The following is a 15,232-nucleotide window of genomic DNA, read 5'->3' as shown; positions in this document are numbered from 1 at the left end:
AAAAGCGGCTGACGGGATTAAGGGCGAAGGGTCGAATTTATGGAAGGTTCCTGTCCCATGGATACAGCCGTGCTGAAGCCCGTTCCCCGTCCCGGAATCATGGATATCGCCGCTTATGTGCCGGGTAAGGAACATGCGCCGGGTGTTGCCCGCGTCTTCAAGCTTTCCTCCAACGAGACGCCGTTGGGTGCAAGCCCAAGCGCGATCGATGCCTTCCGTCAGTCCGCCGGACATCTGGAAATCTATCCGGACGGTCAGGCGAACCAGCTTCGTGCAGCGATTGCCGAGACGCACGGATTGAACCCGGCAAACCTGATGTGCGGCAACGGCTCGGACGAGCTTTTGGGTCTGCTGTGCCATGTCTATCTCGGCCAGGGCGATGAGGCCATCATCACCGAGCACGGCTTCCTCGTCTACAAGATCCAGATCATGGGTGCCGGTGCCACGCCGATCACGGTGAAGGAGAAAGAGGCCCGCGTTGACGTGGACGCCATCCTCGCAGCCGTCACGCCGAAGACGAAAATGGTCTTCATTGCTAATCCTGGCAACCCGACCGGTACCTATGTTCCTGCTGCGGAAGTGCGCCGTCTGCATGCGGGCCTTCCGAAGAATGTGATCCTGGTTCTTGATGCCGCCTATGCTGAATATGTGCACGAGCATGACTACGAAGCGGGTATCGAGCTCGTTTCGTCCAGCCAGAATGTTGTGATGACCCGCACCTTCTCCAAGGCTTACGGTCTGGCCGCACTGCGCGTGGGCTGGATGTATGGCCCTGCCGATATCCTCGATGCACTGAACCGTATTCGCGGGCCGTTCAACATGAATGCGCCTGCCATTGCCGCAGGGTCCGCTGCCATGCGCGATCAGGCTTTCATCGCCAAGGCCGTGGCTCACAACGATGAATGGTTGGCCAAGCTCACCAAGGCCTTTGAGGAAATGGGGCTGACGGTTACGCCGTCGGTCACCAATTTCGTTCTCATCCATTTCCCGGATGTCGACGGCAAGCGTGCACCGGATGCCGATGAGTTCCTCACCAGCCGCGGCTACATCCTGCGCGCCGTAAAGGGCTATGGTTTCCCCAATGCGCTGCGCATGACGGTAGGTTCGGAAGAAGCCAATCTCGGCGTGATTGCCGCAATGCGCGAATTTCTGGGCAAGGCATGAGCGGCATTCTGTTTGACCGGATCGCGCTGATCGGCATCGGTCTGATCGGCTCATCCATTGCACGCGACATCAAGGCGCTCGGTCTGGCAGGCGAAGTGGTGATCTCCACCCGTAGCCCCGAAACGCTGAAGCGTGCTGAAGAGCTTGTACTCGGCGATCGCTACACGACCTCAGCGGCGGAGGCGGTTTGCGACGCGGATTTGATTATTGTATCGGTTCCGGTCGGTTCATCCGGCCTTGTGGCGGAGCAGATCGCGCCGAACCTGAAGCCCGGTGCGATCCTCACCGATGTTGGCTCGACAAAGGCCTCCGTCATTGCGCAGATGGCACCGCATGTGCCGCAAGGCGTTCATTTCATTCCGGGTCACCCGCTGGCGGGCACAGAGAAATCCGGCCCTGATGCCGGTTTCGAAGGGCTGTTTCGCGGGCGCTGGTGCATTTTCACGCCGCTGCCCAATACGGATGAGGCGGCGCTGGGACGTCTGCGTGAATTCTGGATCGCGCTGGGCTCCAAGATCGACGAGATGGACCCGCAGCATCACGACAAGGTGCTGGCGATCGTCTCTCACCTGCCGCACATCATCGCCTACAATATTGTCGGTACGGCGGATGATCTGGAGACCGTAACGGAATCGGAAGTCATCAAATATTCTGCGTCCGGTTTCCGCGACTTCACCCGTCTGGCGGCTTCGGACCCCACCATGTGGCGGGATGTGTGCCTGCACAACAAGGATGCCATCCTTGAAATGCTGGCGCGGTTCTCGGAGGATCTCGCCTATCTGCAGCGGGCGATCCGCTGGGGCGAGGGCGACAAGCTATTCGAACTCTTCTCGCGCACCCGCACCATTCGCCGCTCCATCGTTCAGGCGGGACAGGACGTGGATGCCCCGGACTTTGGCCGCCACGCGCTGGATCCGAAGGCCTGACAAGACACTGCGCCGTTACAGCGGCGGGATCTCGCCAATCGCGATGAACCCGCCAAGGATGACCTTGCCATTGTTGAGCGTTAGATCAATGGCAGCCCTGTCACCGCCGCCCGTCATGGCGGACAGCATCTTGGTGGCCGTATCGACGGTCTTGGCAAGTTGCGGGGCGCTTGCCTTGATCTGATCGCGCCAGGCACTCAGTCTGTCGACTTCCACCCGCAGTTTTCCGGAAATGCGGCCATCGTCTCCAACCGAGAACGGCCCGCTGATCGACAGCGCCTGACCATTGCCGAGGTCGATAGCCAGGCGGCGCATTTCGCCCTTTGTGCCATAGATACCCCGACCCGGATCCTGACCGGCGAGCAAGGCGGCTTTTCCGGCAAGCGTCACATCACCCACTGCCGTGAAGCGGGGTACGATCTGCGGTGCACCCTTCGCGGTCACATCCGTATCCTGCAGTGTGATCGCTGCATCAAGGTCGTTTCCGTTCTGACGCAGATGGGCTTCGGTGTGTCCGATCTTGACGTCGAATGCCTGACTGGTCTGGGTTGAAATGATGCTGGTCATCAGACCTTTGATGACGGTGGAACTGCGGTCGACGCCGCCCAGAGAGGTATTGAGGCTGGACTGCAGGCTTTCCCATTGCGAAGAAGCCGCAATGCCGGTGCCGGTGCGTGTTTCCGCCGGACCATCCAGTTCCCAGACGATGTGGCTTGGCTGATAGATCTGCGCTGCGGAGCGCAATGCACCAAAAGTGGCAGCAACACCATTGGTCTTGTCATCTATGGACATTTTGGAGCAGAACAGACCTATGCGGAATGGATAGCCGCGATATTCTGCATCCTGGCAGACAGCGGTGACGCCATGGCGCTGCTGATCGCCAAGCAGTGCAAGCGTCTTCTCCTTCAGCATCGAGGCCGCATAGAACCATCCGGCCGTGTAGAGCCCGATCACCAGGAGAATGCCGGCTGTGAGTGCCCAAATCTTTGCACTCACGTTGCTTCGGCTTGACGCTGCCATGATGATCTCCAATGGTGCTTTGCAAAATAATTATGCGTGTGGCGTGCGATATGGACGAATTTTGGGTCTTTGGCTACGGCTCCCTCATGTGGAACCCCGGCTTTGCCTTTCAAGAGCGGATCAATGCATTGACCTTCGGCTATCGCCGCTCGCTCTGCGTTCGCTCCTATGTTCACCGGGGAACGCCCGAGCAGCCGGGGCTGGTGCTTGGTCTTGATCGGGGTGGTTCCTGCAAGGGAGTGGCCTTCCGGGTGACGGAGGGCGATTGGCCAGAGGTGCTGGCCTATCTGCGCGAGCGGGAGCTGGTGACCAACGTCTATCTCGAAAAGTCACTGCCGCTCGTATTACTCGATGGACGAAAGGTTCGCGCCACGGGTTATGTGATTGACAGAACTCATCCCCAATATGCCGGTTCGCTCGAAATCGAAGAGGCTGCCCGCATTATCGCAGGGGCGACAGGCAAATCCGGCCCGAACCACGCCTATGTTACGAATACTGTTGAGCACATGCGTGACATGGGGATTCGCGATGCCTGGCTGGAAGGCGTCGCGCAGTGTGTGGCCCGGAACATTGAAGGTGACTTTTTGTCATCTTAATCATGGCGCCAACAATACGACTTGTTGTTCATGCGGCGTTGCAACAGGGCTGGTAAATTGCTGGTTCGGGCATTATCACTTGTACAGGGGCCAAGAGCTTATCTGTGCATGCAAGTTGTACGGCTGCGCATCAATGCCGGTCTCTTCAAAACCGCTTTCAATGAGAATGGGGCATCATGATCACGAATGTAGGAATCGTCGGCGCGGGACAGATGGGGTGTGGCATTGCGCATGTCTGCGCTCTGGCAGGCTACAAAGTCACGCTTTATGACCTTTCCGCCGAGCGGATCGAGGCAGGTCTTGCCACCATCAACGGGAACCTGGCGCGGCAGGTCAGCAATGGAAAGCTTTCCGACGAGGATCGCCGTGCTACCCTTTCCCGGATTCGCGGGACTGGCGATGTGCACGACTTCGCCTCTGCCGATCTGGTCATCGAGGCGGCAACAGAAAACGAGAGTGTAAAGCGCAAGATCTTTGCGCAAGTCTGCCCGGTTCTAAAGCCCGAGGCCCTGCTGGCAACCAATACATCGTCGCTGTCCATCACGCGGCTTGCCTCGGCAACCGATCGTCCCGAGCGCTTCATGGGGATTCATTTCATGAATCCGGTGCCGGTGATGAAGCTGGTCGAACTGGTGCGCGGTATCGCGACCGAAGAGGCGACCTTCACCAAGGCCAAGGAATTCGTAGCCTCTCTCGACAAGACAGTCACCGTCGCGGAAGATTTCCCGGCCTTCATCGTCAACCGTATACTTTTGCCGATGATCAACGAGGCTATTTATACGCTTTATGAAGGTGTCGGTTCGGTCGAAGCGATCGATACCGCCATGAAGCTGGGCGCGAACCATCCCATGGGGCCGCTGCAACTGGCAGACTTCATCGGTCTCGATACCTGTCTCTCCATCATGCAGGTTCTCTACGACGGCCTTGCCGATAGCAAGTACCGTCCGTGTCCGCTTCTGGTCAAATATGTCGAGGCTGGCTGGCTCGGTCGCAAGTCTGGTCGCGGCTTCTACGATTACCGTGGCGAAGTGCCGGTTCCAACGCGCTGATTTCTGAGCAAAAAGTGTCGGCGCTTCAGAGCGCCGACACTTTTGCGATCATGTCCTTGGCCCGCTCGCTATCCCAGTGGGCGGGGCCATTCATGGCGCCGATCAGGCAGCCCTTCCTGTTGACGATGAGTGTGACAGGCAGGCCGAAAGCAAGCCCTTCCTTCTTCAGCGCATTGAAAACACCCATGGAACTATCCCGGTAATAGGCCAGATCGTGCACGCCTGTTTCCTGAAGAAAGGCCTTCGGCTTTTCATCACTGCCGGTATCGATGTTGATGGCAACGACTTCGAACCGATCGCTACCCTTGGCCTTCTGAAGATTGTTGAGTGCCGGCATTTCTTCCCGGCAGGGCACGCACCAGGTTGCCCAGAGGTTTACCAGAACCGTTTTGCCCTCGAAATCCGGCAGTTTCAGATCCTGCCCTGTCGGCCCTTTGAATGCGAGCGACTGCAGCGGCCTTGGACTGTCGACACCTTTCATGGCCGCTATTTCGCCGGTCGCCAGATCAGAGACCAGCTTTGCCTGTTGCACCGCGCCTTCGCATTGGCCACCTGCTATTTCTGTGGCATTGCCAGAAGGGTCATGCTTCACGTATACCGCAACCGCACCCGCCAGGATTCCGGCGATGGCTGCGACGATAATCAAGCGGGCGGATGGCAGACCCAAAGGTCTCTTGTTCGACATTTACGACTCCAGGACGGATAATCATGGCTGACGGCACGAAGGATGCGGGTTCCTCCAACCAGATGTGGGGCGGGCGCTTTGCCTCCGGTCCGGATGCCATCATGGAGGAGATAAACGCCTCCATCGGCTTCGACAAGAAGCTCTACGCCCAGGATATCCGCGGCTCAATCGCACATGCCACCATGCTGGCGAAACAAGGCATCATTTCCGCCGAAGATAAAGACAAGATTGTCCAGGGCCTGAACACGATCCTGTCAGAGATCGAGGCGGGCCGTTTCGAGTTCTCCCGCAAGCTCGAAGACATTCACATGAACATCGAGGCGAGGCTGGCGACCTTGATTGGCCCTGCCGCCGGACGTTTGCACACCGCGCGCTCGCGTAACGATCAGGTGGCTTTGGATTTCCGCCTCTGGGTCAAAGAAGAGCTGGTCAGGACCGATGCTGCACTAACGGACCTGATTGCGGCGCTGCTCGACAAGGCGCAAGAACATGCCGATACGGTGATGCCGGGCTTCACCCATCTGCAGACGGCTCAGCCGGTCACCTTCGGTCATCACTGCATGGCCTATGTGGAGATGTTCGGTCGCGACCGCTCGCGTGTACGCCACGCCATCGACCACATGGATGAATGCCCGATCGGGGCTGCCGCTCTGGCAGGCACCGGCTTCAGGATAGACAGGCACATGACGGCGGAAGCGCTTGGCTTCCGCTCACCGACCCGCAACTCCATCGACACTGTTTCGGATCGCGATTTCGCGCTGGAGTTCCTGTCGGTTGCCTCCATCTGCGCGGTTCATCTGTCTCGCTTTGCCGAGGAAATCGTCATCTGGTCCACACCGCAGTTTGGCTTCATCCGCCTGTCGGATGCGTTTTCGACCGGTTCCTCCATCATGCCGCAGAAGAAGAACCCGGATGCCGCCGAACTCGTGCGCGCCAAGACGGGCCGTATCAACGGTTCGCTGGTGGCGCTTCTGACCATCATGAAGGGGCTTCCGCTCGCCTATTCGAAGGATATGCAGGAAGACAAGGAGCAGGTGTTCGACGCCGCCGAGAACCTGGAATTGGCCATTGCTGCCATGGCAGGCATGGTGCGCGACATGACTGTGCGGGTCGATCGTATGCGGGCGGCTGCCGGTTCGGGTTTTTCGACGGCAACGGATCTCGCTGACTGGCTGGTGCGCGAGGCGGGCCTGCCTTTCCGCGATGCGCACCATGTGACCGGTCGCGCCGTGGCACTGGCGGAGCAGAAGGCATGCGATCTGGCAGATCTCAGCTTGGATGACCTGAAGTCCATTCATGATGCGATCACCGAGAAGGTTTTCGATGTCCTGACGGTCGATGCCTCGGTTGCCAGCCGCACAAGCTTTGGCGGAACGGCGCCTTCTGAAGTTCGCAAGCAGATCGCATGGTGGCGCGGTCGTAACTGATCGCGCGCCGATTTGGTCCAAGAAGTGACTGCACAAGCGGCAAGAACTTCGCTATGAACAGGCTGGAACTGCTGTTTTGAAGGATTTGGAATGTCCACCTTGCGCGTAATTGTCCGCATCACCACTGTGATGTGCATTGCTGGTATCGTCGTGACCGGTTGTGGCCGAAAGGGCAACCTGGACAAACCCAGCACGCCAATCGAGCAGCAGAACCTGCGTAAAAACAGCAGCCAGCCGCAGCAGAATACGGTTCCGGATCGTCCATTCCTGCTTGATCCGCTTCTCTAAGTCCGAGTTATTGCCGTGAACCATTTTCAGTATATCGACGGCGTGCTGCACGCCGAAGGCGTTGCCATTCCGGAAATCGCCAAGGCCGTTGGCACGCCCTTCTATTGCTATTCCACGGCAACGCTGGAGCGGCATTACAAGGTGTTTTCGAAAGCCTTCGCCGATGTGGATGCCATGGTGTGCTATGCCATGAAGGCCAATTCCAACCAGGCGGTCTTGAAGACGCTCGGTCGGCTGGGGGCGGGTGTCGACGTGGTCTCCGGCGGTGAATTGCGGCGCGCTCTGGCCGCTGGAATTCCGGCGAGCCGCATCATGTTCTCCGGCGTGGGCAAGACGCCTGCCGAGATGGATCTGGCGCTGGAAGCGGGCATCTACTGCTTCAATGTGGAATCGGAGCCGGAACTCGAAATCCTGAATGTCCGGGCGCAGAAAATGGGCCGCAAGGCGCATGTTTCCTTCCGCATCAACCCGGATGTCGATGCGCGCACCCATGCCAAGATCTCGACTGGCAAAAAGGAAAACAAGTTCGGCATTTCCTATGAGCGTGCGCGTGCGGTTTATGCCCATGCGGCGACGCTTTCCGGCATTCATGTCAGCGGCATCGACATGCATATCGGTAGCCAGATCACCGAGCTCCAGCCCTTCGAGGATGCGTTCCGTCTCTTGCGCGAACTCGTCGAGACGCTGCGCACGGACGGTCACGTCATTGAGCACGTCGATATTGGCGGCGGCCTTGGTATTCCCTATCGCGAAGACAATTCGCCACCACCGCTGCCGGATGCTTACGCCGATATCGTCAAGGCGCAGTTGAAGAGCCTGAATTGCAGGATCGTGACCGAGCCCGGTCGCCTGATCGTGGGCAATGCAGGTATTCTGGTCACGGAAGTCATCTTCGTGAAGGAAGCCGGAGAAAAGACATTTGTCATCGTTGACGGCGCGATGAACGATCTGATCCGTCCGACGCTTTATGAAGCCTATCACGGCATTCGCCCGGTCGTGCTTCCTGCCGCCGATGTGGAGCATATCAAGGCCGATGTCGTTGGTCCTGTGTGTGAAACCGGCGATTATCTGGCGCTTGACCGCGATATGGCGCAGCCGCAGCCGGGCGATCTCTTTGCCATCGGTTCTGCCGGGGCCTATGGCGCCGTTCAGGCTGGTACCTATAATTCGCGCCTGCTGGTGCCAGAGGTTCTGGTCAAGGGTGATCAGTTCCACGTCATTCGTCCGCGTGGAACCTATGAGGAATTGATCGGTCTGGATAGCGTTCCGGCCTGGCTTGCCTGAGCGGTTTTTCTAGCCAGCCGTTCACATTTCAGAGAAATGGCGGGAAAGCGGCATCAAGTTTGGCGCTTCCCCTCGTCTTCGCCACAAAGGCTGGTATCTTCTGGCCAAGTGGCGGCGCTCTGGTTGCGTCGCCAATCGTCGGTTGACGCCGCCAGCTTCAGGAGACGGACCGCATGAGCCTTTCCCGCAAGGGCGCCTTTGAAAAGCATCCGGCCTTGGCGCGCCGAGTCGCAACCAAGCGCTTCTTTGCGCGGCTCGTTCTCTTTCTCGAACGGCTAGCCCCCAAGCTTCTCGCCCCGCTTTCCATTCTGGCCTTGGCGCTGTCTGTGGCGTGGTTTGGGCTGTTCCGGCTTATGCCAGATCTTGCACGCTGGGCCGTCTTCTTCATCTTCATTTTTGCCTTCCTGACTTCTCTTCTGCCGCTCTCACGCCTTCGCTGGCCCGCCGCCGCAGATGCCGACCGCCTGCTGGAAAAGCGTAATCACCTGCCGCATCAGCCTGTTGGTGTGCAGGAGGATGAGCCTGCCTTTGATTCCCCTTTCGCCCGGGCGCTCTGGAAAGAACACCAGATCCGCATGGCGCAGCGGATTGCGGATCTGGATGCCGGACTGCCTCAGCCCGATATTGCAAGCCATGATCGCTATGCGCTGCGCGCCATTCCGGCGCTTCTGGTCTTCGTGGCGTTTGCCTATTCCTATTCGAACGGCGGCGGTTCCGTTGCGGACATTGTCAGTCCGTCTGCTCCGCCCGCCAAGACGGATCCGGGTCTGCGTATCGATGCGTGGCTGACGCCGCCGTCCTACACCGGTCGCGCCCCGATCTTCCTGACCGGCAACCAATCGCCAGCGCTGGACAAGATCATGGTGCCGCAATTTTCGCAGCTGACCGTTCGAGTGACTGGTGGCGAAGGTGCAGAGTCGGTGAACTTCCTGCCCGTCGAAGGTGGCGCACAGCGTCCGGTTCCCTTGCAGGATGAGCAGGCTAAGCCGGGGCAGACTGCACCCGGTTCGCAACCGCAGTCGACAGCACAGGCGACCCCCGCGCCCGCTAGCCCCGTGAATGCGCCGCGCACCTATGCCATGAAGATCAATGAAAGCGGTGATCTCTCTGTCAACGGTCAGCAGTGGCTGTTCGACGTCATTCCGGACAACGTGCCGGAAATTGCTTTCGACAAGCCGCCGAGGCGCGCAGTCAATGGTGCGCTGGAGGTGATGGCGGTCGCAAAGGACGATTACGGGATCGTCAAGGCCGAGGCCAAGATTGAACCAGTCGAACCGCCCGCAGAAGGCGCGAAGCCATTGTTTCCCGCACCTGAATTCCGGCTGACGCTGCCCCGACGCGGCAAGGAGCCGGAGATCCGCAGCACCACGAGCCGCGACCTGACAGAACATCCGCTCGCAGGCAAGCGGGTTCGCATTACGCTCGTTGCAACGGACGGCGCAGGGCAGGAAGGGCGCAGTGCGTCCGTTGAAATGATGATGCCGGGCAAGCGCTTTGTGGAGCCTCTGGCCGCAGCCGTGGCAGAGCAAAGGCAGGTCTTCGCGCTCGATACGCGACAGATGCCGCGCGCATTGGCGCTCAACCAGGCGCTTTCGCTGCGTCCGGACGAAACGATACCGAACCTAAGCCACTATCTGCTGATCCGGTCGGCCCGCGAGCGCATGAAGCTTGCCCGAACGGAGGAGCAGTTGAAGGATACCGCAGCCTATCTGTGGGAAATCGCGCTTGGTATCGAGGATGGCGATCTCTCGCAGGCGGAACGCAGGTTGCGCGATGCGCAGCAGGCGCTTCAGGACGCGTTGCAGAACAATGCTTCGGAACAGGAAATCGCAAAGCTGATGCAGGAACTGCGTCAGGCCATGCAGAATTTCATGAACGAGCTTGCCCAGCGTATGCAGAACATGCCGCAGTCGCAGCAGAACATGCAGGCGCAGAACACGATCCGCCAGCGGGATTTGCAGCGGATGATGGACCAGATCGAAAATCTCGCCCGTTCCGGCAACCGCGACGCCGCGCAGCAGATGCTTTCCGAATTGCAGCGGATGATGAACAATCTACAGGCTGGGCGGATGCAGCGTCCGCAGCAGGGTCAACAGCAGCAAAGCAATCCGATGCGTGAGCAGATCGACCGGCTCGGTGAGATCATGCAGGAGCAGCAGCGGCTGATGGACCAGACGCATCGTCTGAACGAGGCGCTGCGGGATCGTATGCAGCGCGGCAACCCGGACCAGCCTTACAATCAAGGGCAAAATCAACAAGGCCAAAACCAGCAGGGCCAGCAGCAGGGACAACAGGGCCAGAATGGGCAGCAGCAGCCTGAGCAAATGACCGAGCAGCAATTGCGTGAGGCATTGAAGCAGTTGCGGGCGCAGCAGGAAGGGCTCGGCCAGAAGCTGGATCAGTTGCAGAAGGGCCTGAAAGAACTGGGCATGGATCCGGGCCAGAACTTCGGTCAGGCTCAAAAAGAGATGGGCAATGCCGGTAAGGCACTTGGCAATGCCGAGGGTGATCAGGCCGTGGAAGGCCAGGGTAATGCTTTGAACGCCTTGCGGCAGGGCGCTCAGAACATGATGAACCAGATGATGCAGGCCATGCGAGGCCAGCAGCCCGGCGAAGGCCAGGGGCAAGGACAAGGTCCGGGACAGACTGGCCAGGGCAACCAGCAGGGTCGCGATCCCCTTGGCCGTGAAACGGGAAGCACGGATGGTTTGCCCGATACGCGGTTGCGGGTACCGGATGAAATCGATGCGCAGCAGGCGCGACGCATTCTCGATGCCATTCGAGAAAAGCTGAACGATACGCTTCAGGGCACGATCGGCAACCCGATGTTTAACGATATGGAACGCCGTTATCTGGAGCGTTTGCTGGAGACGCGCTGATACAAGAAAGCCGCGGACGGGCCGCGGCTTTTTTCTACCCACAATGATCTGCTTTTCTCACGCAGCGCGGGAGGCCGTTGCCAATGCCTGCGCGACGGCGCGGCGGATGTCTGGAAGTGCAAAGGGCTTGTCGACGACATCGATGATCTTGGCCATCAGGTCGTCGGCGCGTTCGCGTTGTTCGGCATAACCGGTCATCAGAAGGATTTTGAGCTGTGGAAACTGATCTGCGGCGCGGTGTGCCAGCTCGATGCCATCCATGACCGGCATGCGAATATCCGACAAAAGCAGATCGAAACTGTCCTCGTTCAGACGTTCCAGCCCTTCGGCGCCATCGGCAGCTTCATAGGTTTCATGGCCGTCGAGACGGAGCGCGCGAGCAACGAAAGAGCGCAGCGAATCTTCGTCTTCGGTGATCAGGATCTTGGCCATGGCTTGGGTTACTCCGTGCATCAATTCGGGACCCAGATGACCTGTTTTTCCTTTTCGAGGAGTAAAGATTTTGAGGCACGGGGCGCTGATGGTTAACACCCCGTGTCTTTGAGGGCCTCTGTTCTATTCTGCGTCACCGGTCACGACGCCAACGAAAGGCAGTTCGCGGAAGGCGTAGGCGACATCCATCCCATAGCCGACAACGAAGTAATCCGGGCATTCGAAGCCCACATAATCCGCTTCCAGCTTTTCCTTACGCTTGACGCTCTTGTCGAGAAGCACAGCGATCGTCACGTTACGGGCGCCGCGTTCATAGAGCAGTTCCTTCGCAAACAGCAGGGTGCGGCCCGACTCCAGAATATCATCGATCAGCAGAACGTCGCGGTCCTTGACGTCGGAATCGATATCCTTGACGATCCGAACGCCTTGCGAAACGGTGCCCGCGCCATAGCTGGAGAGGGTGATAAACTCGACTTCAGGCGCAAGACCGGTATCATGCAGGGCACGCAGCAGGTCGGCTGCAAAGATGAATGAGCCCTTCAGAACGGCAATGACCAGCAGGTCTTTGGTTGGGCCTTCGGAAATCTGCTTTGCCATGCTGCGGTTGCGCTCGGCAATCATTTCGGCGGTAAATAGCGGCTCGATAGTCTTGCCACGAACGACAGGCATCAGCGTCTCCTTGGACTTCCGGTGCGGTTTTTTCAGGATCTGCTCGCGGTCAAGGGGCGCGCATCTCCAAAACGAAAATCGGAGCAGGTGGGGCGGCGCTATCTTGCGCCTTTCCTGCTCCGTTCAAGGCACCGGATAGCACAATCAGGAGGCTGTGGCACCCGCTTCTATAAAGGAAAGCTTTAATTGCGGGTTTTTTCCACCGGGATGGGGGATTCGGGCCGTAAAGCCGCGGCTTTGGTGCTGGCCGATCTCCGGTGCTGGAGGCTGGATGACCGTGGTGAAGACCACCTTGTCTCCCACCATCAGGTCGGCTCGCAGGGGCTGGACCTTCCGGCTGACGGTTCCGCGATTTTCAATGATGCCGTAGATCTGCAGGATCTGCATTCCGCCGCTATCGTGATTGGCGAGCGAGACATTGGTGATGTCCAAGCCTTGCGTAGCCTTGGGGGCGTCTGCCGAAATCAGCGAAAAGCCGCCGGAGAAGCCGAAGACCATCACGAAAATGAAGGCGACGACGGCGGAGAAAAAGTCCGCCGACATCCGCATCAGTTTCTGCTCGATCCGCTCGATCAGGCTTGCGCCGGAGGAGGAGGGAGAGATCTGGTTCCCTGAGGCGACGTGGGGGCGTCTGGCGGGCCTCGGGCGGACGGGCTCTGTTCTGGTTGCATTGTCATTATGGAAGCCGTTCGGCGTGCGACGATTTTCCTGCTCCCGCGATGTTTGTTTGGCGCTGTCGCGAACAGTCACAAACTCCGCATCTTCCACGACGCCGCGGCTCAAGGCACGACGGACTGACTTCGATCCCAGCGAATCAGGAGGCAGGATATCGTAGCTGTTTTCGGACTTCGCACGCCGTGAGCGGAATGCATCCATGGCTTTCTCCGTGCTCTCGATCCACGGCCTTGTGAACCGCAGGCATTGAAACCTCATCCTGACAGTCGTAAAATTATATGGTTAATGCTTTGCAAACGGATCAGGCGGCGGCAGGCTTTGCCATCGGCGAGAAAGGATCCGTCAACCCTTGCCGTTTACGAACGGTCGAGTCATCGTCACCCGAACACGAACACCCTCACACTGGATGTCGCATTGATTCATTTCGAAAATGTCGGCCTGCGCTATGGCATGGGACCGGAAATCCTGCGGGACCTGACCTTCGATATCCCGCGTCGATCGTTCCAGTTTCTCACGGGGCCATCCGGGGCAGGCAAGACGACACTGCTCCGGCTTCTGTTCATGTCTCTACAGCCGACGCGCGGGCTGATTCGCATGTTTGACCGGGATCTTTCACAGATTCCGCGTGCTGAATTACCGATGTTGCGCCGGCGGGTGGGCATTGTGTTCCAGGATTTCCGCCTTCTGGATCATCTGACGACCTACGAAAACGTCGCGCTGCCCCTCCGAGTCCGGGGCAAGGATGAGGCGAGCTACCGGACAGATGTCATAGAGCTTCTGAAATGGGTGGGGTTGGGCGAGCGCATCAATGTGTTGCCTCCGGTTCTCTCAGGCGGGGAGAAGCAGCGCGCGGCCATTGCCAGAGCGTTGATGGACAGGCCGGAGATCCTGCTAGCCGACGAGCCGACCGGCAACGTGGATCCACCGATGGCACGGCGTCTCTTGAACCTGTTTCTGGAGCTGAACCGGCTGGGCACGGCCGTGGTTATCGCCACCCATGATCTCGGGTTGATGGATCAGGTAGATGCGCGGCGGATGATTTTGACCGAAGGGCGGCTAGACATTTATGAATGACCTCAACCGCCTGAAAAACGCGCTGAAGAAATCCGGTTCAAAACCGGAAAAGACATCGGCCACGCCGAGCGGTTCGAGCTCAGGCGGGCGCAGAACGGAGATGCGGGTTCGCCCAACCGGTCCAATCTTGCCGCCGTCGAATATTCAGGGCAATGCGCTGATGGTTGTCATCGCCATCATGTCGTTTCTCGCCTGCCTCACGTTCGGCGGGGTCAGCATGGTGCGGGCAACCGCCTCAAGCTGGGAGAGCCAGATTTCGCGTGAAATCACCATCCAGATCAAGCCGCAGGACGGGCTGGACATGGATGCGGCGCTCAAGAAGGCGCGGGATCTTGCGCTCACCTTTGTCGGCACCAAGCAGGGCACCATCATGGACGATGCCGCGACCGCGCGTCTGCTGGAGCCGTGGCTGGGCACAGGGCTGGATCTGAAGGAACTGCCGGTCCCGCGCCTCGTCATCATCACCATCGACGAGGCAAATCCGCCGGATTTCGCGGGAATGCGCGACTTACTCAAGGCAGAAGTGCCGCAGGCCTTTCTCGACGATCACCGCACCTGGGTGGGCCGGCTCGTTTCCATGGCGCATACGACGGTTCTGATTGGAATGAGCATTCTGATCCTGGTTTTCACAGCCATGATCCTGACTGTGATCTTCGCGACGCGTGGTGCTCTTTCCGGCAATCGCCATATCGTGGAGGTTCTGCATTTCGTTGGCGCCGAGAGCGGATTCGTCGCCAGTGAGTTCCAGAAACATTTTCTCAAGATCAGCCTGAAGGGATCTGCCGCAGGTGGCGCGCTTGCCGCGCTTCTGTTTGCGTCGGCAAGTCTTTGGCAGAGCAATTCGCTGGCCACGCCGCAGAGCGATCAGGCAACGGCCTTGTTTGGAACCTTTACGATAGATTTTTTCGGTTATCTTGGGATTGTCGCAACCATGATCGTGATTGCGCTTTTGACCACGCTGACGGCGCGCTTTACGGTGATGCGGACGATCGACGAAATTGACCTTATCCGGTCCGATCCGGGTCGTTCCGATGGTTTACCGTCATCCTGATGGATGATTACCT

At 58.8% G+C, this 15,232-nt stretch carries 15 protein-coding genes; 10 read left to right on the top strand and 5 right to left on the bottom strand.

The annotated features are described in order from the left end of the window. Nucleotides 1-57 precede the first annotated feature (57 nt). Complete coding sequence (gene hisC / locus E8M78_RS03475) at nt 58-1,164, top strand: histidinol-phosphate transaminase (RefSeq protein WP_137133732.1); 1,107 nt, start codon at nt 58-60, stop codon at nt 1,162-1,164. Continuing rightward, entirely contained in the window at nt 1,161-2,090 is a 930-nt protein-coding gene (locus E8M78_RS03470) for a prephenate/arogenate dehydrogenase family protein (RefSeq protein WP_137133731.1), read from the top strand. The genes hisC and E8M78_RS03470 overlap by 4 nt, the downstream gene beginning before the upstream one ends. Before the next feature lie 15 nt (nt 2,091-2,105). Here the strand turns inward: E8M78_RS03470 and E8M78_RS03465 are convergent, their stop codons facing one another. After that, nucleotides 2,106-3,110, bottom strand: a complete 1,005-nt coding sequence (locus E8M78_RS03465; protein ID WP_137133730.1) for a DUF2125 domain-containing protein — start codon at nt 3,108-3,110, stop codon at nt 2,106-2,108. 50 nt (nt 3,111-3,160) lie between these two features. Here E8M78_RS03465 and E8M78_RS03460 point away from each other — a divergent pair, with 50 nt between their 5' ends. Together E8M78_RS03460 and E8M78_RS03455 are read left to right on the top strand one after the other, a co-directional pair. Next, nucleotides 3,161-3,706 carry a gamma-glutamylcyclotransferase gene (locus E8M78_RS03460; protein ID WP_137133729.1) on the top strand — a complete coding sequence of 182 codons (546 nt, stop codon included), beginning with the start codon at nt 3,161-3,163 and terminating at the stop codon, nt 3,704-3,706. Between the two features lie 176 nt (nt 3,707-3,882). Beyond that, nucleotides 3,883-4,755 carry a 3-hydroxybutyryl-CoA dehydrogenase gene (locus tag E8M78_RS03455; protein WP_137133728.1) on the top strand — a complete coding sequence of 291 codons (873 nt, stop codon included), beginning with the start codon at nt 3,883-3,885 and terminating at the stop codon, nt 4,753-4,755. A gap of 25 nt (nt 4,756-4,780) precedes the next feature. Here the strand turns inward: E8M78_RS03455 and E8M78_RS03450 are convergent, their stop codons facing one another. Then, nucleotides 4,781-5,440 (bottom strand): TlpA disulfide reductase family protein, encoded by a 660-nt coding sequence (locus tag E8M78_RS03450; protein ID WP_137133727.1) that lies wholly within the window; start codon nt 5,438-5,440, stop codon nt 4,781-4,783. A gap of 23 nt (nt 5,441-5,463) precedes the next feature. On the opposite strand from E8M78_RS03450, the gene argH reads away from it, so the two are divergent. From argH to E8M78_RS03430, 4 genes are all read left to right on the top strand, one after another. After that, the gene (gene argH, locus E8M78_RS03445) at nt 5,464-6,867 is read left to right on the top strand and encodes an argininosuccinate lyase (RefSeq protein WP_137133726.1); all 1,404 of its coding nucleotides are present in this window, start codon (nt 5,464-5,466) and stop codon (nt 6,865-6,867) included. A gap of 90 nt (nt 6,868-6,957) precedes the next feature. Beyond that, complete coding sequence (locus E8M78_RS03440; RefSeq protein WP_137133725.1) at nt 6,958-7,155, top strand: hypothetical protein; 198 nt, start codon at nt 6,958-6,960, stop codon at nt 7,153-7,155. A 15-nt stretch (nt 7,156-7,170) separates the two neighbouring features. Further along, the gene (gene lysA / locus E8M78_RS03435; RefSeq protein WP_137133724.1) at nt 7,171-8,439 is read left to right on the top strand and encodes a diaminopimelate decarboxylase; all 1,269 of its coding nucleotides are present in this window, start codon (nt 7,171-7,173) and stop codon (nt 8,437-8,439) included. Between the two features lie 173 nt (nt 8,440-8,612). Then, entirely contained in the window at nt 8,613-11,318 is a 2,706-nt protein-coding gene (locus tag E8M78_RS03430; RefSeq protein WP_137133723.1) for a TIGR02302 family protein, read from the top strand. Nucleotides 11,319-11,375: 57 nt separating this feature from the next. Here the strand turns inward: E8M78_RS03430 and E8M78_RS03425 are convergent, their stop codons facing one another. The 3 genes from E8M78_RS03425 to E8M78_RS03415 all read right to left on the bottom strand — a co-directional run bounded on the left by E8M78_RS03425 (nt 11,376) and on the right by E8M78_RS03415 (nt 13,295). Then, nucleotides 11,376-11,750: a response regulator gene (locus E8M78_RS03425; protein ID WP_062556026.1), complete on the bottom strand. Its 375-nt coding sequence runs from the start codon at nt 11,748-11,750 to the stop codon at nt 11,376-11,378. Between the two features lie 123 nt (nt 11,751-11,873). Beyond that, nucleotides 11,874-12,419 (bottom strand): hypoxanthine phosphoribosyltransferase, encoded by a 546-nt coding sequence (gene hpt / locus E8M78_RS03420; RefSeq protein ID WP_137133722.1) that lies wholly within the window; start codon nt 12,417-12,419, stop codon nt 11,874-11,876. A gap of 144 nt (nt 12,420-12,563) precedes the next feature. Further along, a complete protein-coding gene (locus E8M78_RS03415; protein ID WP_137133721.1) occupies nt 12,564-13,295 on the bottom strand; it encodes a hypothetical protein in 732 nt (243 codons plus the stop codon). Nucleotides 13,296-13,508: 213 nt separating this feature from the next. Between E8M78_RS03415 and ftsE the strand changes: the two genes are divergently transcribed. Together ftsE and E8M78_RS03405 are read left to right on the top strand one after the other, a co-directional pair. Continuing rightward, on the top strand, nt 13,509-14,168 hold the full coding sequence (gene ftsE, locus E8M78_RS03410) for a cell division ATP-binding protein FtsE (RefSeq protein ID WP_062556281.1): 660 nt from the start codon (nt 13,509-13,511) through the stop codon (nt 14,166-14,168). A gap of 100 nt (nt 14,169-14,268) precedes the next feature. Beyond that, entirely contained in the window at nt 14,269-15,219 is a 951-nt protein-coding gene (locus E8M78_RS03405) for an ABC transporter permease (RefSeq protein WP_137133838.1), read from the top strand. Nucleotides 15,220-15,232: the final 13 nt, after the last annotated feature.

Origin of the sequence: Rhizobium sp. FKY42 (genome assembly GCF_005222835.1) — a bacterium.
GTDB lineage: Bacteria > Pseudomonadota > Alphaproteobacteria > Rhizobiales > Rhizobiaceae > Neorhizobium.
The sequence above is the reverse complement of the archived record's forward strand: the minus strand, read 5'-3'. Positions and strand labels throughout refer to the sequence as shown.

Excerpts from the sequence above, each read along its gene's own strand:
- hisC (WP_137133732.1), top strand. The coding sequence starts at position 58 with ATGGATACAGCCGTGCTGAAGCCCGTTCCCCGTCCCGGAATCATGGAT.
- E8M78_RS03470 (WP_137133731.1), top strand. The coding sequence starts at position 1,161 with ATGAGCGGCATTCTGTTTGACCGGATCGCGCTGATCGGCATCGGTCTG.
- E8M78_RS03465 (WP_137133730.1), bottom strand. The coding sequence starts at position 3,110 with ATGGCAGCGTCAAGCCGAAGCAACGTGAGTGCAAAGATTTGGGCACTC.
- E8M78_RS03460 (WP_137133729.1), top strand. The coding sequence starts at position 3,161 with ATGGACGAATTTTGGGTCTTTGGCTACGGCTCCCTCATGTGGAACCCC.
- E8M78_RS03455 (WP_137133728.1), top strand. The coding sequence starts at position 3,883 with ATGATCACGAATGTAGGAATCGTCGGCGCGGGACAGATGGGGTGTGGC.
- E8M78_RS03450 (WP_137133727.1), bottom strand. The coding sequence starts at position 5,440 with ATGTCGAACAAGAGACCTTTGGGTCTGCCATCCGCCCGCTTGATTATC.
- argH (WP_137133726.1), top strand. The coding sequence starts at position 5,464 with ATGGCTGACGGCACGAAGGATGCGGGTTCCTCCAACCAGATGTGGGGC.
- E8M78_RS03440 (WP_137133725.1), top strand. The coding sequence starts at position 6,958 with ATGTCCACCTTGCGCGTAATTGTCCGCATCACCACTGTGATGTGCATT.
- E8M78_RS03430 (WP_137133723.1), top strand. The coding sequence starts at position 8,613 with ATGAGCCTTTCCCGCAAGGGCGCCTTTGAAAAGCATCCGGCCTTGGCG.
- E8M78_RS03425 (WP_062556026.1), bottom strand. The coding sequence starts at position 11,750 with ATGGCCAAGATCCTGATCACCGAAGACGAAGATTCGCTGCGCTCTTTC.
- hpt (WP_137133722.1), bottom strand. The coding sequence starts at position 12,419 with ATGCCTGTCGTTCGTGGCAAGACTATCGAGCCGCTATTTACCGCCGAA.
- E8M78_RS03415 (WP_137133721.1), bottom strand. The coding sequence starts at position 13,295 with ATGGATGCATTCCGCTCACGGCGTGCGAAGTCCGAAAACAGCTACGAT.
- E8M78_RS03405 (WP_137133838.1), top strand. The coding sequence starts at position 14,269 with ATGCGGGTTCGCCCAACCGGTCCAATCTTGCCGCCGTCGAATATTCAG.